The organism is Paraburkholderia ribeironis (assembly GCF_900019265.1).
Taxonomy (GTDB): domain Bacteria; phylum Pseudomonadota; class Gammaproteobacteria; order Burkholderiales; family Burkholderiaceae; genus Paraburkholderia; species Paraburkholderia ribeironis.
Genome location: NZ_CYGX02000031.1, coordinates 102,674 through 127,457 on the forward strand (window position 1 = coordinate 102,674; position 24,784 = coordinate 127,457).

General features: G+C 64.1%; 15 protein-coding genes and 2 pseudogenes. 5 read left to right on the forward strand and 12 right to left on the reverse strand.

The genetic code is table 11. The features are described from left to right. Nucleotides 1-15 precede the first annotated feature (15 nt). Nucleotides 16-2,247, reverse strand: coding sequence for a SulP family inorganic anion transporter (locus tag BN2475_RS15215; RefSeq protein WP_281254219.1), 2,232 nt, complete (start codon nt 2,245-2,247; stop codon nt 16-18). Nucleotides 2,248-2,682: 435 nt separating this feature from the next. Between BN2475_RS15215 and BN2475_RS15220 the strand changes: the two genes are divergently transcribed. Next, complete coding sequence (locus tag BN2475_RS15220; protein WP_094780387.1) at nt 2,683-5,967, forward strand: adenylate/guanylate cyclase domain-containing protein; 3,285 nt, start codon at nt 2,683-2,685, stop codon at nt 5,965-5,967. A gap of 22 nt (nt 5,968-5,989) precedes the next feature. Here BN2475_RS15220 and BN2475_RS36225 read toward each other — a convergent pair. From BN2475_RS36225 to BN2475_RS15235, 3 genes and pseudogenes are all read right to left on the reverse strand, one after another. Further along, nucleotides 5,990-7,493: pseudogene (locus BN2475_RS36225) on the reverse strand (methyl-accepting chemotaxis protein). A gap of 422 nt (nt 7,494-7,915) precedes the next feature. Continuing rightward, a complete protein-coding gene (locus tag BN2475_RS15230; RefSeq protein WP_094780329.1) occupies nt 7,916-8,878 on the reverse strand; it encodes a substrate-binding domain-containing protein in 963 nt (320 codons plus the stop codon). Between the two features lie 100 nt (nt 8,879-8,978). Further along, complete coding sequence (locus BN2475_RS15235; RefSeq protein ID WP_245841342.1) at nt 8,979-10,481, reverse strand: leucine-rich repeat-containing protein kinase family protein; 1,503 nt, start codon at nt 10,479-10,481, stop codon at nt 8,979-8,981. 353 nt (nt 10,482-10,834) lie between these two features. Here BN2475_RS15235 and BN2475_RS15240 point away from each other — a divergent pair, with 353 nt between their 5' ends. Then, entirely contained in the window at nt 10,835-11,443 is a 609-nt protein-coding gene (locus tag BN2475_RS15240) for a methylated-DNA--[protein]-cysteine S-methyltransferase (protein ID WP_094780330.1), read from the forward strand. 101 nt (nt 11,444-11,544) lie between these two features. On the opposite strand, the gene BN2475_RS15245 is transcribed toward BN2475_RS15240, so the two are convergent. Then, on the reverse strand, nt 11,545-12,786 hold the full coding sequence (locus BN2475_RS15245) for a Zn-dependent hydrolase (protein ID WP_094780331.1): 1,242 nt from the start codon (nt 12,784-12,786) through the stop codon (nt 11,545-11,547). A 201-nt stretch (nt 12,787-12,987) separates the two neighbouring features. Here BN2475_RS15245 and BN2475_RS15250 point away from each other — a divergent pair, with 201 nt between their 5' ends. Next, nucleotides 12,988-13,590, forward strand: a complete 603-nt coding sequence (locus BN2475_RS15250; RefSeq protein WP_094780332.1) for a phosphatase PAP2 family protein — start codon at nt 12,988-12,990, stop codon at nt 13,588-13,590. Nucleotides 13,591-13,631: 41 nt separating this feature from the next. Here BN2475_RS15250 and BN2475_RS15255 read toward each other — a convergent pair whose 3' ends face one another. Together BN2475_RS15255 and BN2475_RS15260 are read right to left on the reverse strand one after the other, a co-directional pair. Further along, nucleotides 13,632-14,624 carry a helix-turn-helix domain-containing protein gene (locus BN2475_RS15255; protein WP_094780333.1) on the reverse strand — a complete coding sequence of 331 codons (993 nt, stop codon included), beginning with the start codon at nt 14,622-14,624 and terminating at the stop codon, nt 13,632-13,634. Nucleotides 14,625-14,750: 126 nt separating this feature from the next. Beyond that, the gene (locus BN2475_RS15260; protein ID WP_094780334.1) at nt 14,751-16,337 is read right to left on the reverse strand and encodes an alpha/beta hydrolase family protein; all 1,587 of its coding nucleotides are present in this window, start codon (nt 16,335-16,337) and stop codon (nt 14,751-14,753) included. A 221-nt stretch (nt 16,338-16,558) separates the two neighbouring features. On the opposite strand from BN2475_RS15260, the pseudogene BN2475_RS35550 reads away from it, so the two are divergent. Beyond that, nucleotides 16,559-16,804: pseudogene (locus BN2475_RS35550) on the forward strand (SDR family oxidoreductase); the annotation flags it as partial. A 77-nt stretch (nt 16,805-16,881) separates the two neighbouring features. Here the strand turns inward: BN2475_RS35550 and BN2475_RS15270 are convergent. The 3 genes from BN2475_RS15270 to BN2475_RS15280 form a co-directional block, all read right to left on the reverse strand. Continuing rightward, nucleotides 16,882-17,589, reverse strand: coding sequence for a dienelactone hydrolase family protein (locus BN2475_RS15270; RefSeq protein ID WP_094780335.1), 708 nt, complete (start codon nt 17,587-17,589; stop codon nt 16,882-16,884). A gap of 160 nt (nt 17,590-17,749) precedes the next feature. Further along, nucleotides 17,750-18,193 carry a cyanase gene (gene cynS, locus BN2475_RS15275; RefSeq protein ID WP_094780336.1) on the reverse strand — a complete coding sequence of 148 codons (444 nt, stop codon included), beginning with the start codon at nt 18,191-18,193 and terminating at the stop codon, nt 17,750-17,752. A 102-nt stretch (nt 18,194-18,295) separates the two neighbouring features. After that, nucleotides 18,296-19,306 (reverse strand): porin, encoded by a 1,011-nt coding sequence (locus tag BN2475_RS15280; RefSeq protein ID WP_425435536.1) that lies wholly within the window; start codon nt 19,304-19,306, stop codon nt 18,296-18,298. Nucleotides 19,307-19,786: 480 nt separating this feature from the next. On the opposite strand from BN2475_RS15280, the gene BN2475_RS15285 reads away from it, so the two are divergent. Next, nucleotides 19,787-21,295, forward strand: coding sequence for an MFS transporter (locus BN2475_RS15285; RefSeq protein ID WP_094780337.1), 1,509 nt, complete (start codon nt 19,787-19,789; stop codon nt 21,293-21,295). A 248-nt stretch (nt 21,296-21,543) separates the two neighbouring features. Here BN2475_RS15285 and gudD read toward each other — a convergent pair whose 3' ends face one another. After that, the gene (gene gudD, locus BN2475_RS15290; RefSeq protein ID WP_094780390.1) at nt 21,544-22,893 is read right to left on the reverse strand and encodes a glucarate dehydratase; all 1,350 of its coding nucleotides are present in this window, start codon (nt 22,891-22,893) and stop codon (nt 21,544-21,546) included. Between the two features lie 132 nt (nt 22,894-23,025). Then, nucleotides 23,026-24,357 (reverse strand): MFS transporter, encoded by a 1,332-nt coding sequence (locus BN2475_RS15295; RefSeq protein WP_094780391.1) that lies wholly within the window; start codon nt 24,355-24,357, stop codon nt 23,026-23,028. Nucleotides 24,358-24,784: the final 427 nt, after the last annotated feature.

Consider the following 24,784-nt stretch of genomic DNA (forward strand, 5'->3'; position numbering starts at 1 on the left):
GATAACACCTACCAGTCAATGAGCCGCGCGCAAGGCCTCGTCCGCGACGGCAAGCCGTGACGCCATGACCTTGACTACAAAACGATGAAACTGCTGCGCGGTCGCGGAATCGTCGCGTTCGAGCGCATGCAGCGATTCGAGCGTCAAACGCCGGACCCGTGTAGGCCGCTCGGCAAGAACGTCCGCACTACGTGCCTGCTGCGTATACACCGCCATTTCGCCGACGATCGTTCCCGGACCGAACGAGCGCAGCCTGAGCGACCTGCCGCCCGCCAGCGGCAATAAAACCGCGACACGGCCGCGCTCGACAAAGTACACTGCGTCCCCGGGGTCGCCGCGACGAAACACCGGCTGCCCCTCGCCCAGTTCGAGAACGTCCAGAAGCGCCAACAGTCTTGCGAGCGCGTCCGGAGTGAAATGCGGCGCGAGCATCGTCTGAAAGTCCTCCTCCTTGCGAGGCAGCACGCGTGAATCCGCCGCGAGCAGCGCATCTTCGACCCACTCCAGCCCGGCATCCAGTGTCGCGAACTCGTGAATCCGCAGGTTCAGCGTGCCGGTCTTCATCAGCAGTTCGCGCGAGCGCGCCGGCAGCCCCGTCAACACCAGATCCGCATCGTTCGTCGCGCACAGCTGCCTGAGCTTGACGAAGCTGACCGATACCGACGCGTCCATGCCGTTGGTCGACGCGAAATCAAGCACGACAAAGCGAATCGGCACCGGCCCTCGCGTGGCCAACCGTTCACGCACGCGCTGCAAGATCGAATTGGCCGTGCCAAAGAAGAGAAAGCCCTGCAGACACGCTCCGCATACCTGTGCACCCAATTCGCGAAGTCGTTCGGTTGCCTCGATACTGCGTTCGACATTCGACGTGCGCGTGCCGCCGTCAAATTCCATACGAACGCAACTGACGCGGCCATACAGCAACGCAAACATCACACAGGCGGCAATCACCCCGGCCACGACCCCGGTAACGACGCCGTAGAACGCGATAGCGCACAGAATGAGCGGCACAAGCAGATACTCATACCAGTTGAGCGTGCGATATGCGCCGACCAGCCACTGGATCAGGAGACGCAGCCCCATGAAGAGTTGCAGCCCGACCAGCACCGGCACCGGGAATAGCGCAACCAGGTCCGGCGAGACGGCCAGTACGAGCAGGCAAGCGAGGGCGGCGAACACACCAGCCAGGCGACTTGTTGCGCCCGCGCGTGCGTTGAGCATCGATCGATTGAACGACTGATAACCGACCATCCCGCCTAACAGCCCGCTCGCGATGTTGGCGATGCCGGCCGCGCGCATCTCGCGGTTCAGGTCGATGTCTTCACCGGTGGCTGCTCCAATCGCAGTGGAATTCATCAGGATCGTGATGGCCGAAATCGACGTGACGACGAGCGTCTCCGGCAAGTGCGCACTGATGGCCGACCAGTCGACGCCACCCTGCGCCAGCGACGCCGGCAGATGCAGTGAGGGAATCCGGATCGGGTGTAGCGCGACGCGCGGAAGCAATAGTCGCGTGTCGCGTGCATCGTCGATCGACAGGCCAGCGGCAAACAGGAGCACGTAGAAGAGCGCGACGCCGAGTGCAAGGGTGATCGGCAGCGCAGCGGCGTGCTTGGAGGTGCGCGCCATGAACGTGGCCAATCCGCACACCAGCAACGCAGGCGTCCACGTCAGCCAGTTCAGCCGCGTCAGCAACGCCAGTGCGTGCCAGTTCAGCGGCTCACCGGTCACCACCCGAAATGCGCCGGCCAGCAGCAGGTAGCCGGTCCCGGCAAGGAAGCCGCCGACCACCGGGAAAGGCAGGAATTGCAGCGAACGGCTGCGCTTCGACGATCCCACCGCATACAGAATGACGCCCGTCACCACCGAACACAACGCAATGGCGATCAGCACCGTCAGCAGGATTGTCTGCGGCGCGCCGCCGTCAGCGCGCACGCTGCTCGCGACGCCAGCCGCGACACCGGCAAGAAACGCCGTTGCATTGCCGTCGGGTCCGGCGATGTTCATGCGCATCGAACTCGTCAAGGCGATCACGAGTGCCGTCACTACGCAACTGATGAAGGCGGTGGGCACGCCAAGTCCCGCGTAGCGGGCTAGATCCGCGCTAAAGATCATGGTGCCGAGGCTCATTGCGTAGCAGAGCATGACCAGCATCGACACCATGCCGGCTGTCAGGTCGCCGGCCAGGTCCGTGATGCGCGACCCGGAGCGGACATTGGGTGAGGAACCTGTCGTAGCTGGCTTCACAGTGTTTCCCCGTGAGGGCAGATCGGTCTCGCGTGGGCCGTGCGGTTCGCGCTGCAGTCGTGCTGGATTCGAACGCCATCCATCGTTCCGGATAACGAACCATTGCACGTTGCACGTGCGCGCTCGCCCGCCACCGTGCCCGACTCGCCATGCGAGTATCCGTCGTGGCTGCAACCAGTGTCAAACGCGCGGCGGCGCACCGACGCACGCCGGGCCGAACCCGCATCCGCCAGCGTCGCTTATGCCCTGCATCCGTTTCCTTCACAGTGGACCTACACTGTATTTTGGTCAGGAATGGTCGAACGTGGCGTCGTTGATGCAGCCACAGCCCGGCAGCATTCGCGCATCGTTTCGTATGATCTGTTGGCGCGGGTGGCCCGCTTTGGGCATCAGGCTGAACGTGGGCGTTCGAACGTATCGGTTGGGGCGGCGGCGATGGATATCGATCAGTGGCTGCATGCATTGGGGCTGGAACAATACGCACCGGCATTTGCCGCGAACGACATCGATCTCGCCGTGCTGAAGCAGCTCGACGACGCCGATCTTAAAGAGCTTGGCGTCGCCTCGCTCGGCCACCGCAAGCGCCTGCTGGCGGCGATTGCCGATGAGCGCGCCGCCGCATCGTGCGCGCCGCCGCTCGCTGTGAATGCGCCTGCGAGCGAGCGCCGGCAAGTCACGATTCTGTTCGCCGACCTGTGCGGCTTCACCGCGCTATCGCAAACGCTCGATCCCGAAGAGTTGCGCGAGTTGACCGGTCGTTACACCGCGCTCGTCGATGGGATCGTGCTCGGCTACGGCGGGACGATCGACAAGCACATCGGCGATGCCGTGATGGCAATCTTCGGCGCACCACGCGCGCACGACACCGATCCGCTGCGCGCGGCGCGCGCCGCACTGGAAATTCATGAGGCACTTAACGGACTGACCGAACCGGCATTGCCGCCGTTGAGGGCGCACGTGGGCATTGCAAGTGGCGAGGTGGTCGCGGGTCCGTTCGAGCGCGCGGACGTTCAGGACTACACGGTACTCGGCGACTCCGTGAATCTTGCCGCCCGCTTGGTTGCCGCCGCCGGCCCCGGAGAAACGCTGCTGTCCGATAGCGTGCATCACGCGCTCGGAGACTGCGTGATCAGCGAGGCCGCGGGTGCGATGCGCTTCAAGGGCATCGACTCGCCGGTGCGGGTGTGGCGTCTGCGCGGTCTCGCCGGTGAACCCGTCGTGGCCAGCCGCAGTGTGTTTGTCGGCCGCAGGCCCGAACTCGAACAGTTCAAGGGACTCGCCCGCGCGTGCTTCGATCAGCGGGCCGGCCACCTCGTCTATGTGCGCGGCGAGGCAGGCATCGGCAAAACGCGGCTCGTCGACGAGATGCGCCGCTTCGTCGAAACGCTGGGCTTTGCGAGCCACCGCGGCCTCGTGCTGGATTTCGGCGTGGGCAAAGGCCAGGATGCGATTCACACGATTGTCGGCAGCGTGCTGGGGCTGCGGCTCGCGGCCAGCGCCGAGCAACGGCGCGCCGCCGCCGTGCAAGCCGCCGCATCGGCCGCCATCGGCGCCGATCAGTTGATGTTTCTCCACGACATCCTCGACCTGCCGCAAACCGGCGAATGGCGCACGCTTTACGACGCGATGGACAACACCGCACGCACGCGCGGCAAGCGCGCGGTCGCAGCAGCGCTCATCAAGGATGCGTGCCGGCGCGGGCCAACCCTGATCGTCGTGGAAGACCTGCATTGGGCGGACCCGCAAGTGCTCGGTTACCTGGCGGCCTTCGCGGTGGCTATCGCGGATGTGCCGGGCCTGCTCGTGATGACCTCGCGCGTGGACGGCGATCCACTCGACGCGGCATGGCGAGCAAGTTGCCGCGGCACGCCCTTCGCCACGATCGACCTCGGCCCCCTGCGCAGCGACGAGGCGCTGAGTCTCGCCGGCAGCTTTATCGATGCGACTGGGCGTATCGCGCGTGCCTGCATCGAGCGAGCCGGCGGCAATCCGCTGTTCCTCGAGCAACTCCTGCACAACGCCGAGGAAGGCAGCGAGGAAGCGGTCCCCGCGACCATCCAGAGCCTCGTGCTGGCGCGCATGGACCGGCTGAGCACGCGCGACCGCGAGGCGTTCCAGGCCGCCGCGGTGATCGGCCAGCGCTTTGGCCTCGCGTTGCTGCGCCGGCTGATCGATGCACCGGACTATGGCTGTCACGCGCTCGTCGCTAACGCACTCGTTTTGTCGGAAGGCGAAGACTTCCTGTTTGCCCACGCGCTCATCCAGGAGAGCGCCTACTCGACACTGCTGCGCGCACGCCGGCGCGAGCTGCACCGCCTCGCAGCCGACTGGTTTGCGCCGACCGACCCGGTGCTGCGCGCCCAGCATCTCGATCGCGCCGAGGACGAACGAGCACCGCGCGCCTACCTCGAAGCAGCGATCGCGCAACGCGCGGCCTACTTCACCGAAGCGGCATTCCGGCTCGCCGAGCGAGGTCTGCAGATCGCGCGAAGGGACACGGATCGCCACGCGCTGATCTGCCTCAAAGGCGAACTCCAGCGAGATCTGGGCGACATCGGCGCATCGATCGCGACGTATCGGGCGGCCGTGGCCGCCGCGCCCGACGAAGCAGCACTCTGTCAGTCCCAACTTGGGCTCGCCGAGGGTCTACGAGTGAGCGAAGGTCTCGACGAAGCCCTTGCACTGCTCGACGCGGCCCAGCAAGTCGCGCAACGGCTCGACCTGGTTGCAGAGCTCGCGCGGCTGCATCACCTGCGCGGCAACATCCTCTTTCCGCTCGGACGAATCGAAGATTGCCGTATCGAGCACGAACGTGGGCTCGCCCACGCGCGGCGCCTCGGCTTGCCGGAAGCGGAGGCGCGAGCGCTCGGCGGCCTCGGGGATGCGGCCTACGCGCAAGGTCGTATGCGCACCGCTTTCGAGCACTTCAGCCGGTGCGTTACGTTGAGTCGCGAACAAGGCTTCGGTCGCATCGAGGTGGCCAATCGTTCGATGGCAGGTTTCAGCCGGATCTTCCTCAACGAGGCACGCGCGGCACGCGAAGACGCAAGCGCCGCCGCGCACGCCGCCGCGCTGGTCGGCCAGCCACGCGCGCAGATGCTGTGCGAAACGCTGGGCGTCTTCGCCTGCTACGAAATGGGCGACATGCAGGCCGCGCTCGCCCATCTCGAGCACGAAATACAGATCATCCGTCAACTGGGCGCGCGCCGCTTCGAAGCGCAACACATGGAAATGCGAGCGCGCGTGCTGCTCGATAGCGGGCAGCGGCGAGAGGCCGCCGAACTGTTGGGCGAAGCACTCGAGATTTGCCGCGAGGTGGGCACGCAGTTCAGCGCACCCAAGGTGGTGAGCGCACTCAGCCGCGCTGTCGACGACGATGGCGAACGTATGCGTCTGCTTGCCGAAGGGGCCGAGATGTTGCGACGCGGCGCAGTGGGCCACAATCATTTGTGGTTCTACCGCGACGCCATTGAAGCGATGTTGGCCGCAGGCGAGCCGCCGGCTGCACTGAGCTATGTCAGCGCCCTCGAAGAGTACACGCGCGTCGAGCCGCTGCCGTGGGCGGACCTGTTCGCGGCGCGCGGCCGTGCCCTCGCTCGCGCGCAGCAAGACCCGTCTAACGAAGCGACGCTGCGCGAACTCGAACGTGTCCGCGCAGCGTTCGTCGAAGCCGGCTTCAACAGCTATCTGCCAGCGGTGGACGCCGCGCTCGCGATGTAGAGCACGACGTCATTTACGCGGGTCAGAGCTCGAATTGGGCCACGCAATCGACCAACTGCGCGGCCTGCTGCCTGAGGCTCTCGGCCGCGGCCGCGCTCTGCTCGACCAGCGCGGCATTCTGCTGCGTCGTCTGATCCATCTGGCCGACCGCTTCGCCCACCTGCTCGACGCCGGTGCTCTGTTCCGCGCTGGCCCGGCTGATCTCGCCCACGATCACCGTCACACGCTGAATGGCCCCGACGATCCCCGTCATCGTCGTGGTCGACCCGCTGGACGCTGTCCGCGATCAACGCCTGGATCTCTCTTGCGGCCTGGGCGCTGCGCTGCGCGAGGCTGCGCACTTCGGTGGCGACGACCGCGAAACCCCGGCCCTGCTCGCCCGCGCGGGCCGCTTCGACCGCCGCGTTGAGCGCGAGAATGTTGGTCTGAGCCGCGATGCCGTCGATGATGCCGCTGATGTCGGCAATCTTGCGCGAACTCTCGTTGATGCCCTTCATGGTCTCAACGACCTGGCCCACCACATCTCCCCCCTTCAATGCGATCGACGACGCGCCGGTGGCCAGCTCGCTGGCTTCGCGAGCGTTTTCGGCGTTCTGCCGAACGGTGGCGCTGAGCTGTTCCATCGCCGCGGCGGTCTCCTGCAGCGCGCTCGCCTGTTCTTCTGTGCGCTGGCTCAGGTCGGCGTTACCGGATGCGATCTGCGCCGAGCCGGTCGCGATCGAATCGCTGCTGTTGCGCACCTGCCCGACGATGTCGGCGAGCGAAACGGTCATCGCCTGCATGGCCGCCATCAGGCTATCCGTGTCGCCCGGCCGTACACGCAGATCGACGTCGAGCTTGCCCGTCGCTATCCGACGCGCCGCCTCGCGTGCGTCGTCGGGCTCACCGCCAAGCTTGCGTGTCATCGCACGCGAAAACACGATGGCGCCGGCAACGCCCGCGAGCAGGGTGAGCGCCATTGCACCGAAGCTCGCCACGAGCGCGCGAGTCTGCTTCCTCTTCGCCTCGACAATCGCAGCGGCAGCCTGCTCGACGATCTTGCTGCCGGATTCGCGCAACAGGATGGCCGGTTCCCGGTCGATTCCATCCATCGCCTGATCGCCGACGGCAACATCGAATCCCGAGGCCTTGAACTGCTCGAGCGCCTTGCGGTACGACTGCCCCATCGCCTTGTGAAGTGTGTTGAATCGCTCGATCTTCGCGTGCGCTTCGCCGGGCGGCAACTCGAGCGCGAGTTTTTCCGTGACGGCCTGTGAAGCCTGCTCGTATTTCTCGAAGGCGCTCCAATACTTGTCAAGCTGTTGGGGGTTCTTGCCGCGCAGCAGGATGTCCTTGCCGTTTTGCACCTGGTTCTTGAACGAGACCAGTGCATCGGCGACCTGACGTGCCTGAGCTCCATCCACTTCGATGATCCGCTGGTACGTGTTTGCGGCATCGTTCATCTGGAGCACCCCGAAGAGTCCAGCAGCGGATGCCACAAGCAACGCGACGCCCAACGCCAGCGGGAGTTGATGGACCAGTTTCATGTGTCACTCTGTCAAGTGGAGCCGGCGCTCGATGCGCCGGCGTATAACGACACGACGTGCCACTGGACCAGTGGCGAGCGGTACCGTGCCGGGTCTCCTTGAAATATTTATTGGCGCTATTTATGCCGACGCGGGCGTTGGTGGCTGGCGCCATCGCGATGTCCGCATAGTCGGTCAATGAGCGAACGATATTGGAGGATGAGTCACGCGTCCCTGCATAAAAGTTAGATTCAATGGCACTTTTTGTTAGCGGGTGCGCGATCCATGATTGCCAAGAAAAACAAACGGGGCGGATGGCATCTTCCTCCATCCGCCCCGCACCATCATGTCCCGCTCCTTTCATGCAAGCGCCCTGAGTGTCTCGATAAAGACCCTGATTCAATTGACCGAGATTAGCTTGGACGTGCAATCAACCTCGACCTTCACCGATTCCCCGCCGTCACCAATTGCAGCGGTGTTTCAATCACCGCCGACAGCTCGCGCTGCTTGCGCTGCTCGGTCACTGCCTTTAACGCCGCATCGATGCCAAATACCGCTTGCCGGTCGGCAAACTGATTGACCGTTGCGAGCACACGGCCATCGGCGAGCAATGGCTTGATCGCATCGCTGGCGTTATAGCCGGTGACATACACGCCCCCGCTTCGGCCCGCGTCGCGAATCGCGTCGACCGCGCCCATCGCCATGTTGTCGTTGCCGCATAGCAGCGCGCGAATCTGTGGATGCTCGTTGAGCATCTTCGATGCAACGTCGCGCCCCTTTGTGTAGTCCCAATTGCCAGACTCGATCGCGACGATCTGCGCGCCGGCCGCGTCCATCGCGTCCTTGCTGCCGGCTGTGCGTTGCTGCGCATTGCGGTCCACCGAAACACCTTCGATGATCCCGACCTGATCGCCCGGCTTGAGCCGCTCGGCGAGATAGTTGCCCGCCAGCATCGCGCCCTTGCGATTGTTCGGGCCGACGAACGGCACGGAAATGCCGGCCGCCGCCAGCGACGCATCGTCGAGCGGATTATCGATCGTGATCATGATGATGCCGGCCCGAATCCCGCGCGCCATCACGGCAGTCAGCGCCTTCGAGTCGGTCGGCGCCACCACGATCGCATCCATCTTCGCCGCGATCATCTCGCCGACCATCCGGATCTGCACGGCCGTGTCGGTCTGTCTGGCCGTTCCGCGAATCGTCAAACTGAATTGCGACGCGTAATGTTGCTGGTAATTCTTCGCGGCATTGATCATCGCCACCGTGAACGGATCCGCGAGTGACTTCAGGACGAGCGCGATCTTCGGATTGCCAACCGGCTGCGCGCCGACACGTGTCGTCCCGCCCAGCCCGGCGGCGGCCAGCGCGCCGGCAAGCAGCACGCGGCGGCGCATATTCCGCTTCATCGGATCTCTCCTTCTGGACCACACTGTCCAATGACCGCGCCGCGTTCGCGCGAACGCACATCGAGCCACCGGCCATGCGCCGGTCTATACGCACCGGCCATCAATTGCTCCTCAGCGTCGACACAACCGCGGCGACTTCATCGAACAGCGGCCGGCTGTCGATCGCTTCGCTCAGGCAGCGGTCTTTCAGCGCAATGAGCGCCGCCGCTATCTGCGCGTGTGCATGCAGTGTGTCGCAACGGTCAAGCAACTCTTCGAGCAGACAACCATACGCGCGCACTTCCACGCGCTGCAGCGCAACGCCGACGTCGCTATTGTCAGCGGCATAGAACGACGCCGCGCCGAAGTCGCCCAACAGCGCGTGCCCCTCGCCGCCATGCAGGATATTGTGCGCGTACAGATCGCCATGCATGATGCCGCGCCGGTGCAGATGACTCGCCGCGGCTGCAATGCCATACGCGATGCCCAACACGGTGCCGACATCGAAACGTGTGCCGGCGTCGTAAATGTCGCGCGTGCATGACGCGAGGCTCGGCGGACCCGCAAGGTTCGTGAAGCGCGGATCGATCAGCTCCATCACGAGACCGTGCGTGCCGGCCGGATGATCCTTCACCTTTCCGGCCACCGGGATCAGGTTCGCATGGTCGCCGGCTCGAATGCAAGCGGCCATTTCGCAGTCCGGTAGGCCGTCACTGGTCACCGCGCCTTTGAACAACTTGACGGCGACCGTGCGCGGCGCGCCATTGCCATTGCCATTGCCATTGCCATTGCCATTGCCATTGCCATTGCCATCGCCATCGCCATCGCCATCGCCATCGCCATTGCCATTGCCATCGCCATCGCCATCGCCATCGCCATCGCCATCGCCATCGCCATCGCCATCGCCATCGCCATCGCCGCCATTGTCGTCGCGATCGGCCGCGAGCGCCGCACGATAGATCACACCGGACGCGCCCTCGCCCAAGGTCTGTTCGAGCTTCAACCGGTCCCACCGAATCTCCGGGATCGGCGCATCGCTCAGTGCGGCCGTCTCCAGCGCCGCGCTAAATGGATTGCCCGCGTATGCCAGCCAGGAAAGCCGCGGCAGGCGCAGCAACCAGCGCGGCAGTTCTTCGAACTGGTTCGCAGCGAGACGCAGCAGTTCGAGCCGCGAGCACGCCGCCAATTCGTCGGGTAGCATGCGCAGCCGGTTGCCTGCCAGCATCAACTTCTGCAATTGCGTGCAGCCGCCGATCTGGGCAGGCAACGCCTCGATCTCGTTGTCAGTGAGGATCAGCCAGCGCAATCGCGGTGGCAGCGCATTGCCGGATACCTCACGGATGCGGTTCGCCTTGAAACCGATCATGCTCAGTTGCGTGCACTGGCCGAGCACTTGCGGCAACTCGGTGAATGGATTGTCGGACGCGAAAAGGATGCGCAGTTTGCTTAGTCGCGGCAGGTCGTCGGGCAGCGTCGAGAGCGCATTACCCGACAGGTCGAGGACTTCCAGCGTGTCGGCCAGATCGAAAATCTCGCGCGGAAATTCGCTCAGGCCGCCTGTCAGCCTGAGCTGGCGCGTACCCGTCAATTGTCCGGCCCGCAGTTGTTCTAATGTCGTCGTCACAGTGGTAGAAGAGGTCCAGGTAGAGCGGTGCACATCGTACCCAAGCTATGGATTCTACTGAGTCGCAGGCCCGCTGCGGTCGCAACGTTCTTCCGACGCAAATCAGTCCGGACATGTCGATGTCCGACTCAAGGCAACGCCGATAACTTTCGTGAATGGAATCGAAAAGGGTTGTACAGTGACAGACCGGCCGTTTACCGGCCAGAATGCTTCGACACGAATGAGACAGCAAGATCTGGAGCGTGTTCAGACAGCACGCGGTTCACACTGTCGGATATCAGCGCGTTCAGCGCGGATTCGCAGACCCGCATCGCGCGCCTCTTCACCTCCAACCAGCTCGGGAGCCAAACAAAGTGACGTACGCATACAAGTTGATGGAGTCACCCGTCGGCCAATTGAAGCTCGTAGCCAACGGCGAGCGCCTCGCCGCGATTCTGTGGGAAAACGACAAGCCGAACCGGGTGCGCGTCGGCGAATTGGTCGAAGCGAATGACCGCGCTGTGCTGATCGAAACCGAACGGCAATTGAACGAGTACTTCGCCGGCACGCGGCACGGATTCGATCTTGCGCTCGAGTTTCACGGCACGGACTTCCAGAAGAAAGTATGGCAAGCACTATTGACCATCCCGTTCGGCCAGACACGAAGCTACGCGGAGATCGCGCGGCAGATCGGCAATGTCAACGCGGTGCGGGCAGTCGGTGCGGCGAACGGCAGGAATCCGATCTCGATCGTCGCGCCGTGTCATCGTGTGATCGGCGCGTCCGGCGAATTGACCGGATTCGCCGGCGGATTGGCCAACAAGATGTTTCTGCTGTCGCTGGAAGCTGGGCAGACTTCGCTGGAAGCGGCGCCGAATACTACGGCGCCAACCCAAACGCGCGCCGTCGATGCGAAGACTCATGCGAAGCCCGCGCGCCATGCGCCGAGTCATGGGACGCAAGCTTCGCTGTTCGGCCACTGACGCGATACGCGGCGCGCTGCTCGCGGCCGATCTCGACGATGCATCAGCAGCCACGCGCATGACAGCGCCGGTGGTTTGATCGAATGCACCGCCGACGTCGATTACGGGCGTCTCGCCCACTGTTCCTGCAGAATCGCGGCCGCAGCCGTGGCCGCGACCTGGCAGCCGAGGACGATGTGCTCCTCGGCCGTATCCTCGATGAAGTCGTGACTCACGCCGCCGATGCTCGGCACGAACAGCATGCAGGCCGGCATGCAACGCGCGATCACCTGGGCGTCGTGTGCGGCCCCGCTCGGCATGCGCAGCCATTTCCCTGGCGCGACGGCCTCGGCGGCTCTGGCGAGATGTTCCGCGAGCGCGGCGTCCATGCTGACCGGTTCCATCGGCTCATCGATGCTCGTCAGCTCGACGCTCACTCCACCTTGCGCATTGAAGTCCCGCACCAGTTCGGCAAGCCTCGCTTGCATCGCCTGCAAGCGCACGGCATTCGCGTCGCGGAACTGCAGATACATGTCGGCCGCGCCCGGCACCACGCTCAGCGAGCCCGGGTCGAGCTCGATGCGCCCCACCGTCCACACGGTATCGGCATCCGCGAGTTGCGCGAACGCGTCGTTCATCCTCGCGATGAAGGCGACCAAGGCCGCGCCAGCGTCGCGCCGGATCGCCATCGGCGTGGTGCCGGCATGATTACGCTGCCCCGTGAAGCGCAAGCGCAGCTCACGCAGTCCGACGATCGTGGTGACGACGCCAATGGCTTGTCCAGCGGCTTCGAGCCGGCCGCCCTGCTCGATATGCGGCTCGAGATACGCAACCTGCCGGCCGGGTTCGAAGCGCGCTCGCGGCCTTCCGGCCAATCCGGCGGCGTCGAGCACGTCGGCAAGTCGCTGCCCTTGACGATTCGTCGCGCCGCGAATCGACTCATCGATGCTATCGCCCACGAAGCTGCGGCTGCCGAGCAAACCGGAAAAGGTGCCTTCTTCGTCGATCCACGATGCGACGTCCACGGCCAGATGCTTCGTCGCATCGTTTTCCGCGAGGGCACGTGCGATCTCCAGTCCGTAGATCACGCCCATCGCGCCGTCGAGCCAACCGCCCGTCGGCTGCGTATCGGTGTGAGAGCCGATCACAAGCGCCGGGCCACTTTTGCGCGAGCGCCCGAACACAGTGCCCACCGCGTCGATGCGAGCATCAAGTCCGGCCTCCGTCATTCGTCCGACGAGCCATTCGCGCGACGCCAGATCCACCGGCGAGAGCGCCAGCCGGACCACGCCGGGCCCGGTCGCGCCGAAGCTGCGTAGCCGCTTGAGGTCGTTGAGCAAGCGGTCCGCATCGATCTTCACCACGTTTCTCTCTCCTTTGCTTGATAGGCCACGCTGCAGCGCCTGCATTGCCGAAGCACAGTCAGTGGGCGGTTGACCGTTCGTGCCGACAGCTTACACGGGCCGAGCGCGAGCCGCCCATCAATGGGGCGGCTAAGCATGTCATAAGTTTCGGCTGTTAATATCGATCGACATCGACTCACGTCCATTCAAACAGCCCACCGCATGAGTACACTCGAAGCGTTCAACCAGGCGCTCTTCCTGATGATCAACGCCACGCCGTCGACACCGGCATGGCTAATCGACATGGCGCGCTTCAGCGCCGATTACGTGATCTATCTGGTGCCACTGTCATTGATCGCGATGTGGCTGTCCGGCGTCGAACAGCGCCGCGAAACAGCCGTGCATGCCAGCGCCGTGAGCGGGTTCGCGCTCGGCCTCAATCAGCTGATCGGCCTCGTCTGGCAGCATCCGCGGCCGTTCATGATGGGCATCGGCCACACGTTCGTCGAGCACGCGCCGGACTCATCATTCCCCAGCGACCATGGGACGCTGTTCGCGTGCATCGCGCTGACCTTGCTGCTCAGTGGCGAGAGGCGGCATGGCGTCGTGATCCTGTTGGCCGGTCTCGCGGTGGCCTGGGCACGCGTGTTTGTCGGCGTGCATTTTCCGCTCGACATGGCGGGCGCCGTGGTCGTGGCATTCATCTCCTTCGGGCTGATCGCGCCACTATGGCGACCGCTCGGCACAAACCTGACGCGCGGCCTCGTCATCGTGTATCGCAAGCTGCTGGCCTGGCCGATCGGCCGCGGCTGGTTGTCGTCGTAGCGCGATATTGCACGCGGGACACTGGCCAATGGTCTGCGTGACTATCGCGTCAGCGTCCGGAAATCGCTCGGCGACATATCGTAAGCACGACGAAACGCGCGATTGAAATCCGACGCGCTATTGAACCCCAAACCATAAGCGACCTCGACGATCGCTTTGCGCGGATAGCGGTGCAGTTCGTCGGCGGCTTCCCGCAGCCGGCGATTGCGAATATAGGCGGCCAGTCCGCCTTCGGATTCGAACAGTCGATACAGCGTGGGCCGCGACAGTTGCGATACGGCGAGCACGTTTTCGAGCGTGAGATCCGGCTGCCCGAGATTGGCGTCGATGTAGCGGCGCGCCGTCGCGAACATCGCAGTGCGCGCCGCTGCCCGCGCATTGCCGCTCAAGCCCTTGTCCTTGCCGAAGGCCGCCGCAATCAGCATTGCACAGGTATGTATCGCGTCGTACGCGTCGTGCGGGCTCATCGTGGGCAATTGCTTGCACAGGTTGGCGAGATGCCCCGGGATCAACCGCCCGAGCGGCGACCGATAGTCGACCACGCTGCCATGAATCGATTCCGCTTCGGGCAACACCGACTCCACCAACTCGCGCGGCAGAAAAAACGCCAGCACACGGCAGGCGCTGCGCGTCATCCGCATCGGCTGGTTCATATCGAGCGCGAGGATGCCCGGGGTGGACTGCAGCGCCGTGCGTTTCGGATACAGGCCCGTGCCCGTTTCAAGCGTGCCTTCGACGGCCACGTGAAACACCAACTGACGGACCGAATCCGTCGAAATGCGCGCGACCGAGCGCGTTTGCGAAACCGGATCGGTCCGGCAGTCCATGAAGGCGAGATCGCCAACGCGATAGCTGTCGATCGTGCCGCTGAAGCCATCGGCCAGTCCCCGGCGCGAGATCGGCACGTCGAGGAAATGATCGAGTCGGTCTCGCCATGCGAGCAACTGATCGCGCGGTGCCGCGTGGCGCGTATCGAAGTGGTTATAGACGCAACCGGTAGCGGCTGCATGCGTCGCTGCGGAGTCGGTCGTCACGTTGTCTCCGTCGGTTTCGTCATCCGCGCATGATAGCCGCAGGCGGGGAAAACTTCACGATTCGGGTAAGCCCATGGTGCACGCAGACGCGCACTCGCATTCGCCAGCCCGCCTCGCAACGCGACTTCAGAAGTTGGCGAAGAAGGTGCGCGCGGCGACCATGCAGAACGACGCGACCAGTTCGCCGTGATAGGCCTGCAACACCGCGGATGCACCGCCGTCGGTCGCGCCGCCCGCGACGGCCTGGCTCGCGAGCGTCGCCTTGGCGCTGGCGAAACCCTGCTTGATCGGTGCATACGGATCGTCGGGGCCGGCAACCGACGAGTCCACATCCAGCACCGAGGTGAGGCCCACCGGAACTTTGGCGCTCAGCCAGTACGCCTGCTCGATGCGCGCGTTGAAGAAGTACACCGTGGGGTCCGCGCCGCCGCCGCACAGCAGCACCGGCACATGCGGCTGCCAGTTGCGCAGGTCGTTGCGCTTGAATGCCTGACGCAGCGGATGCTGCGGATGCGCTGCCGGCGTCAGCGCCACCGTCGTGTTGGGGAACGCGCCGTCGGGATTGGCGGCGGCATCTTCGAGAAGTGTCAGACGGTAAGCATTGCGCACGAGGTTCGCGTTGCCGAAACCGGCGGCGAACACCGGCGTCAACACCGGCGGCTGCAGCGGCGGCGCGATTGGCGGCGTCATCGAGGCGAATTGCGGCGCTGGAGGCGTGCTGCTGAAGAGTTGCGTCGAAGGCAGCTTGCCCGCGGCGAATAGCGCGTTCAGCGGTTGCACGCTCGGCAAGAGACTTTCGATACCGGGCGCATAAGCCGCCTCGTAGAAGTCGCCCGGCTTGCGATAGATATTCTCGTAGGCGCGCTGATAGCTCGTCACAGTCAGGACTGTGAAGAGCGTCGAGCCGAGGTTGACCTCGCCCTGGATCAGCGCGTCGGCTGTAGCGGCGAGCGCATACGGACCCGACCCTGGCGCGGCCGCCGTCACGCTGACGCCGGCCGCCTGCAACGCCCGATGCGTCGCCATGGCCACGAAGCCGCCCTGCGAATAACCAGTGACGAACAGCTTGCCGCTTTCGCGCGTCGCGTGTCGCGCGTTGCCATCGTCCAGCACGCGGCGCGCCGCGCGCAGCGCATCGATCACATCGGCGGATTGCTGGTCGGCGTTCAGATATGGGTGGTACGGGAGGTCCGAGCCGGCGTAGCCCGCATAGTTCGACGCCACCACGATATAGCCTTGCGCCGCGTACATCGCGGCGACGCTGAGGCCCTCTCCGGCGCCGTCGCGGTTGCCCGGGTCGGTTTGCGTGATGTCGGCGAGATTGTAATTGCGGTATGCGGTGGTGCCGTGCGCGTAGATCATCAGCGGACGCGGGCCACTGCACGCGGCCGGACTTCCGGACGGAATCATCAGTGCGCTGCTCGCATTGGTGGGTTCGCCCGCGCCACCGATGGTGCGATAGCGGAAGTACACGATCTCGATGTCGCAAAGAGGCGCGCCGGCGATTTGCGCGAATTGCCGGCCGGACGCGGTTGACGTGAGCAGCGTCGAGAGCGCCCCGGCGCTGAGCCGCAACGACACGTGTTGATCGAGGAGCTGACCGCGTGCGTCGCATCTGTCGTCGCATTTCGAACCGCCATGTGCATGGACCGCGATGCCCAACGTGAAGCATGTCAGCAACGCAAGGGCTGCATTCCGGATCGCTACAGACATGTGAGGCTCCGTCTCGTTGGTATTGACGACAAACAGGCGGCCTTACAGAGTGAGACGAGTATAGGTTAACGAATCGATACGCCGCCAGCAGATCGGATGGGACTTTTGCACTGGAACGCTTCATGGCAATTGCGCGGTGAGTGCGATTTTGCAGGCGATTGCGCGAGCGCGAGCGGTGACTGCGATCAACACACACCGGTTATCACGACGGCCTGACATTCGCCCTCGGTGAATGCGGCATTTGCGTGAATGCGGTCGCGCCGGGCGTCGTCGAAATGGACATGTCCGACGAACTTCGCGAACACCGACGCAGGGCGCGAAGTCACGCTGAACATGCTGGCATTGAAGCGCGTGGCGCGACCCGCCGATATCGGCGGCGCAGTGGTCTTGCTCGCGTCGGACACCGCGCGCTGGCTTTTACTGGTGAACCGCTGCGTGTGGACGGCGGCTCGAAGCTCCGAGCCTGATGTGCGTCATTGCGGTGCGGATTGTCCGGACGCTTTGCGGTGTGTCGCGCAAACGTGCCGGCACACCGCAACGCTCATTACTTCCACAACGTGCGACCGAAGAACGTCAATGTGCGGTCCCACGCTTGCTGCGACCAGACCGCATCGAACTGCGTTCCGGCGATACGGCCCGGCCCGACGGCCGTCTCGTTCGCGAACGCGTGATGCGCCAGATAGCGGTGGAACTCGATATCGACGTTGGCCTCGGTCAGCTTCTTCTCCAATGCATCGACCGTTTCAGCGGCGAAGAACGCGTCTTGCGAAGCCCAGTGACCGAGCACCGGCACCTTGATTCTGGACGCGTCGATGTACTCGAGCGGCGGGAAACCGTACCACACCGCACCGGCCGACAGCTCCGGGACGTTGCACAGCGCGAGCCACGTGAGCGCACCGCCCATGCAAAAGCCAGTCACGGCGACCTTCGCCGCGTGCTGCTTCAGATACTGGACCGCGCCGCGCACGTCCTGCGTCGCGGCGTCGCCGAAATCGAGCCCGCTCATCAGATGGTGCGCCTCCTCCTCTTCCACCGTCGATTTGCCACGGTACAGATCGGGCACCAGCGCGAAATAGCCAGCCTGCGCGAGGCGGTCCGCCACGCCGCGAATCTGCTCGTTCAAGCCCCACCATTCCTGAATCACGACGACGGCGGGCGCGCCCGCCTGCTTTTGCGGCTTCGCCAGATAGCCCTGAACCTGCTCGCCATCGGGGCGGTTAAACGTGATCATCGATCCTGCTGGCTGCTTCATCGGTTGCTCCTGGGTGTGGGAAAAGCCCGCTAGCATAGCGCCAGTGCGGTGAGTTCTGCCGACGCGCCGCAGCGTTGCACGGCGCGCATGAACGACCCGCTTCGCGATCGAGCGCATGCAGTCTGCCGGGCGTGCCGCTTGCGCTGGCCGGATGACGCGATCAATACGACTTGTAGGGCAGGAATTTGCCGCTGAGCACCACCCGCACCCGGTCGCCATTCGCATTCGGCTCGCGCTGGATATCCAGCGAAAAGTCGATCGCGCTCATGATGCCGTCGCCGAACTCCTCATGGATCAACTCCTTGATCGTGGTGCCGTACACATTGACGATCTCGTACCAGCGATAGATCAGCGGGTCGGTCGGCACCGCGGTCGGCAGCGAACCTTTGTACGGGACGATTTGCAACCACGCGGTTTCTTCATCGGTGAGGTCGAACAGTTCGCGGGCGACGCCAGCCTCTTTTGCATCGAGCGTCATCTGACCGAGCAGCGCGGCGGTTGTCCACTCCTTGCTCTTGCCGATCTCCGCGGCGATCTCGGCCCACGTCAGCTTGCCAGCAACCTTCGCGGCGAGGATTTTCTTCGTGACATCATTGCGATCCATGATTGACTCCTTTTTGAAGAGTCCGGCAACAACGGTTGAGAGGTGTGCAGTGATAGTAATCCTGGTTGAGACAACAGGCGCGACCGTCCAGCGCCGCGCTGACTAGAATCGCTGAATCACGCCGAGTTGCACGCCTGCGACGGGCGCGCCGGGATAGGCGACCGGCAGCCCGACCACGTTGACGCCGCGCAGCGTGAAGCGGGCGTCGTCGTGATTCGCCAGATAGGCAGCGCTGAAATACAGCAGCAGCGTGCGCGAGAAGTCGTATTCGAATGCCGCGCTGAACTGATCGGCGCTCGCGCCCGCAGTGGCATAGTCGCGCACATGCGCATAGCCGACCGACGCCCGCGCATGCGCCGAAAAGCTGTATTGAGCCGACAGCGAACCGCCCGCGCCGTGATAGAGCGGCGTGCCGCCGTCGCCGTTGAAGAAAGCGAGCCACACGTCGACGCTGCCGAACGCGTAGCTCGCGCCGCCGAGATGGGCCCGCAGCGCGCCTGCGCCGTGCGTTTGCTGTCGCGCGAAGAGCAGCCGTAGTGCGTCGATCTGGTATTCGGCGGTAACGTAATAGCCGTCGATCCCATTGCCGTCATTCTCCGACGGATCGCGCGTCGCCATCATGAGGGTCGCGCTGAAGCCGCCAACCGGCGGCGACAGATACGCGAGCGCGTTACTGGCATAAGGCGTGATCTTCGAAAAATTGTTGAGTCCGGACGCGATCGTGCCGGCGCCGAACGCATCGAGATTGCCTTTGAACGGGATGTAGATCGGCGAGTATTGGCGGCCGAAGCGCAGCTCGCCCCATGCGCCGCGCGCACCGATCCACGCCTGGCGGTTGAACAGCACACCGGGCGTTTGCAACGTACCGTCGGCAGAGCTGAAGCCGTTTTCCAGTGTGAACACGATCGCCGTGCCGGCGCCGATCGGCTCCGAACCGTGCAGCCCGAATCGCGAGCCGCGATAGGCGCCGGAGTCCATGCGCGGCGTCCACCCGGAGCCGGGGTCGGTGACTTCGATGCTGGTGTCCAGCACGCCATACAGCGACACGAAGCCGGCGCTCGCGTCCGCTGCCGCAACGTTAGTTGTGCAAAACAGCGATGCGGCGGCGACGATACCTGCGCAAGAGCGCAGCGCCACGCGGCGAACGCGGGCCGCAGCCCGCACGGGCGCGGTCCGCTTGCAAGGCGTGGTGTCGAGCGAAAAGGTCGGAGCGCGGCGCAGGTGGGAATCCTCCACAAGGACATCGATCGATGTGTACCGGGAACGAAAATTACCATGTTCGTCACGCCGAGTCGCGGAGATCGTATCTCTGTCGCTCGTTGGCGTTGTATCGACGCTGAATCGGCGTTGCATCGCCGCTCAACCGACGTGCCGTGCCCTCGTAGCGCGGCTTCTTTGCCTTGTGCGCATGAGAAGTCGTCCTGGATAAGGGGAAACCCGTATAATCACCTCAGGAGGTCAGACAACTGTAAGACTCCCATCGTCAAGACCCTGATCTGCGTTCTGCCGCGCAGTGCCCATTCCGAACAGCCGTTTGCCAGATACGTGAATCCGACTGCCACTGCCCTGCCCTTTCGAAACGCCCTGTTCGCGATGCTCGGCATCGGTCTTGTCAATATGCTGGTCGCCCTCGACCAGACGGTCGTCAGCACCGCGTTGCCTTCCATCGTCGCCGAGTTGCATGGCTTCGAATACTTCGCGTGGATCGCCAGTGCCTACTTGCTGGCGTCGGTGGTGACGGTGCCGGTTTTCGGGCGGCTCGGCGACTACTTCGGCCGCAAGCGTTTTGTGATCGCCGCGGTGATCACGTTCACGGCGGCGTCGGTGCTGTGCGGTGTCGCGAACGACATGCTGTTTCTCGTGATCGCACGCGGCCTGCAAGGGGTCGGCGGCGGGATGATGGTCGGCACCGCGTTCGCATCGATCCCGGATCTCTTCCCCGATCCGCGCGCACGGGTTCGCTGGCAGGTGGTGATGGCCGCCGCATACGGCATCGGCACTGCCGCCGGACCGTCGCTGGGCGGCTGGATGAGCGAGCACTGGGGCTGGCGCTCGACTTTCCTGATCAACCTGCCGGTCGGCGCGGCGGCGCTCTACTTCATCTGGATGCATCTGCCGAGCTTCCGGCGTCCGCACGAAGGCGAAGTGAAGATCGACTGGCTCGGCGCGGCGCTGGTCGCCGCGGTGCTTGCCGGTTTGCAGGTCGTCATCGAAGCGGTGCCGAAACAGGGGTTGACCGGCGGCAATCTCGTGCTGGCGGTATGCGTGATCGCCGGGGCGATCGCGTTGTTCATCTGCGAAAAGCGCGCCACGCATCCCATCATTCCGCTCGACCTGTTCAAGAATCCGCAACTGGTGACGCTGTTCACCCTCGGCATGCTGTCCGGCTTCGTGATGTTTTCGCTGATCTTCTTCGCGCCGCTGTTGCTGCAAGGCGGCTTCGGACTGTCGCCGCAGCAGGCCGGCCTGATCGCCACGCCGATCGCCGCATGCATCGCGCTCGGCAGCGTGCTGAATACGCGCATCGTGATTCACATGAGGAAGCCCACGCGGATTCTGTCGATTGGCTTCGGGCTGCTGCTGTTCGCATCGATCGCGCTGGCGTTCGCGAATCCCGACACGCCGCGCCTGCGGATCGTATTGCCGATGGCCGCGGTCGGCATCGGCCTCGGCTTCATCCTCAACAATCTGAATGTGTTCGGTCAGGAGATCGCCGGGCGCGAACGCTTCGGCATTACGACCGCGCTGTTGCAGTCGACGCGCATGGTCGGCGGCATGCTCGGCACGAGCATCGTCGCGACCGTGGTCTCGCATCACTACCGCAATGTGGTGACACGCACGATCAGCGTGCTCGGCGAGCCGGCCGCGTCGCAATGGCGGCCGCGCTTCGTCGATCTGCGCATCCTGATCGATGAAGCGTCGCGCCTGAAGCTGATCGCGGATATGAAATCGTCGGGGCTGGATACGCTCGCGTTGATCGATACGGCGCGCGATGCACTAGTGCAGTCGATTCATATCGGCGTGTGGTTGACCGCCGTTGCATCGCTGGCCGCGGCGTTGCTGGTGCAGCGGATCTCGCAGGTCGTGTTCCGGCGCGGTTGAGTGCTGCTGAGTGACACTGAGCGCTGCACGCGATGCGCTGGTGCAGTCGATTCATATCGGCCGGTGGTTGACCGCCGTGGCATCGTTGGCGACGGCGTTGCTGGTGCAGCGGATCTGACAGGTCATGTTCCAGCGCGGTTGAGTGCTGCTGAGTGACGCATCGGCCGCTTCGACGCCGTCGCGCGAGCGGCGTCGAACGCAGGCAACCAGGCGCGGCTCCGCGCGTCGCCGGCCTGCTCACTCCGATTTCAACGCACCAGACACGGCCGCTTGTTATCGAACTTCCAGTTCGGAATCAGGTATTGCATCGCCACGCCGTCGTCGCGTGCGCCCAGGCCATGTTGCTGATACAGCGCATGCGCCTTCTCGATCTGGTCCATGTCCAGCTCGACCCCGAGGCCTGCCGCCTGCGGCACCTTGACCTTGCCGCCGACGATCCGCAGCGGCTCGCGCGTCAGACGCTGACCGTCCTGCCAGATCCAGTGCGTGTCGATCGCCGTGATTTTGCCCGGTGCCGCGGCGGCCACGTGCGTGAACATCGCGAGCGAAATGTCGAAGTGATTGTTCGAATGCGAGCCCCACGTGAGGCCCCAGTCATTGCACATCTGCGCGACGCGCACCGAGCCTTGCATGGTCCAGAAATGCGGATCGGCGAGCGGAATGTCGACCGACTGCAACTGGATCGCGTGACCCATCTGGCGCCAGTCGGTGGCAATCATGTTGGTCGCCGTCGGCAAGCCGGTCGCGCGGCGGAATTCGGCCATCACCTCGCGGCCGGAATAACCGTTCTCCGCGCCGCACGGATCTTCCGCATACGCGAGCACGTGGTGCTGGTCGCGGCACAGGCGCACCGCTTCGGCCAGCGACCAGGCGCCGTTCGGGTCGAGCGTCACACGCGCGTCGGGGAAGCGTTCGGCGAGCGCGGTCACCGCTTCGATTTCGGCGTCGCCGGGCAGCACGCCGCCCTTGAGCTTGAAATCGTTGAAACCGTAGCGTGCGTGCGCCGCCTCGGCCAGCCGCACGACGGCTTCAGGGGTCAGCGCCTGCTCGGTGCGCACGCGCTCCCAGTCGTCGCGGCCATCGGCGCCGCTCGCGTAGGGCAGATCGGTCTTGTCACGGTCACCGATATAGAACAGGTAGCCCAGCATTTCCACTTCATCGCGCTGCTGGCCTTCACCGAGCAAAGCCGCGACCGGCACACCCAGGTGCTGGCCGAGCAGGTCGAGCAGCGCGGCTTCGAGCGCGGTCACGGCGTGAATGGTGGTGCGCAGATCGAAGGTCTGCAGGCCGCGGCCGCCGGCGTCGCGATCCGCGAATTGCGTGCGCACCTTGTTCAGGACAGCTTGCAAATTGCCGATCGACTGACCGACGACGAATGGCCGCGCGTCGTCGATCGTCCTGCGGATGCTCTCGCCGCCCGGCACTTCACCGACGCCGGTGTGACCCGCACTGTCGCGCAGGATGACGATGTTGCGCGTGAAGAACGGGCCATGCGCACCGCTCAGATTCATCAGCATGCTGTCGCGGCCGGCGACCGGCACGACGCGCAGCTCGGTAACGATCGGCGTAGCGTTCGATTCAAAAGGTGTCGTGGACATGACAATAAGATCCATGGAGTAGCGAACCGGCGGGTGGAACGCATCGCAACCTGCGATCGCGTTCCCTACCTGTGCCGGATGAAAACTGAGAAGCGCGAGACCTGTGATCGGCCGTGGTGGACGTCAGTGTAGTCAATGGGCCTTGCTGTGCAACGGATCCGGCAGCATGTTGCGATCGCCGCGCCGATTGCGCGTGAGAAAACCGGCCGCCGCCGCGAGCAGCGAGGCCACGCCGAGCCCATACAGGCCACCGGTAATCGAGCCGGTATGCTGCTGCAGATAACCGAACGTGGCCGGCGCGAAGAACCCGCCGAGGTTGCCGACCGAGTTGATCAGCGCAATCACCCCGGCGGCCACGCGTGCATCGAGGTAGCCCTGCGGAATCGGCCAGAACAGCGACGATGCCGCCTTGAAGCCGATCGCCGAAAAACAGATCGCCACGAACGACAGAACCGGATTGCCCGAAGTCGACGCGAACAGCCCGCACGCCGCGATGACCAGCGCCACGGCCAGCCATGCCTGCTGAAAGCGCCATTTCGCCGACAGCAAGGCAAAGCAATACATCGCGACCATCGCAATCAGCCACGGAATCGCGTTGAGCATGCCGACCTCGAAGTCGGAGAGTCCACCCATCTTGCGGATGATGGTCGGAAGCCAGAAGGTGGCCGCATAAATGGTCAGCTGGATCGCGAAGTAGAGGAAGCAGAACAGCAGAATCTGCGGGTCCTTCAGCAGCTTCATGGCCGGCAGGTGCGCGCCGCCGTGCGTGTCGCGTTCGGCCTGCTCCATCGCGATCGACCGCGCAAGCACGGTCTGCTCTTCAGCGGTGAGCCACGTCGCGTCGCGGATATGCGATTTCAGCAGTATCCAGCTGACGCCGCACAACAGGATCGAAAAGCCGCCTTCAATCAGGAACATCCACTGCCAGCCTTGCAGGCCGAATCCGCGAATGGACAGCAGCGCGCCGGTGATCGGACCCGACAACACAGAAGCGAGGGCCGAGCCGGACAGGAAGATCGCCACGGCCTTGCCGCGTTCTTTCTGCGGTAGCCACTGCGTGAAGTAATAGACCACGCCGGGAAAGAAGCCGGCTTCGGCAACGCCGAGCAGAAAGCGCAGCACGTAGAACGAGGTGTCGTTCCACACGAACGCCATGGCCGCCGCGACCAGCCCCCACGTGCCCATGATGCGGGTGAGCCATGCACGCGCGCCGTACTTCTGCATCAACACGTTCGACGGCACCTCGAACAGCGCATAGCCGATGAAGAACAGGCCGGCGCCCAGGCCGTACGCCGCCGCGCCGATGCCGAGGTCCGCCCGCATGTGCGCATTCACGAAGCCGATGTTCACGCGATCGACGTAGTTCGCGATGAACATGATCAGAAAAAGCGGCAGTACATGCCGCTTGACCTTCGAAACCGCGGAATCTAACGGGTCGATTGCAGTGGTGAGAGCAGATGTCAAGGTTGTCTCCAGTATCGGCCGCGCCGGTGGCTTGATCGAACGCGATGCGGTGCAGCCGGACGAGGCGGCGAGTTCATCGTGAGTCACGTGTTATGTTGTCCGATGACAGTCTACCTTGATCTGTTTTCCGGCTCCAATTGGGTGTTTACCCTGCTATAGTCTTGCTAAATATAGCGGATGTACAGATCGAACAGCCTATTTTGGCCGCGAAACATCAATTCCGCTCGGACGTCTGATGACTAAATTTTCTGCCGCCAACGCATGCTCTCGCGGGCCGTGAAATAGCTGACAAGCGCTCGGCCGGGCGCGCGAGAATCGAGTAAAGTCCTGTGCAATACTCTGCGGAAATCCGGCGGTGGGCATCGTCGTCACCGCCGTCGGCCAGCGCGGCAATAGCCGGGCCGACACGGCCGCTGTCATTGGCGCG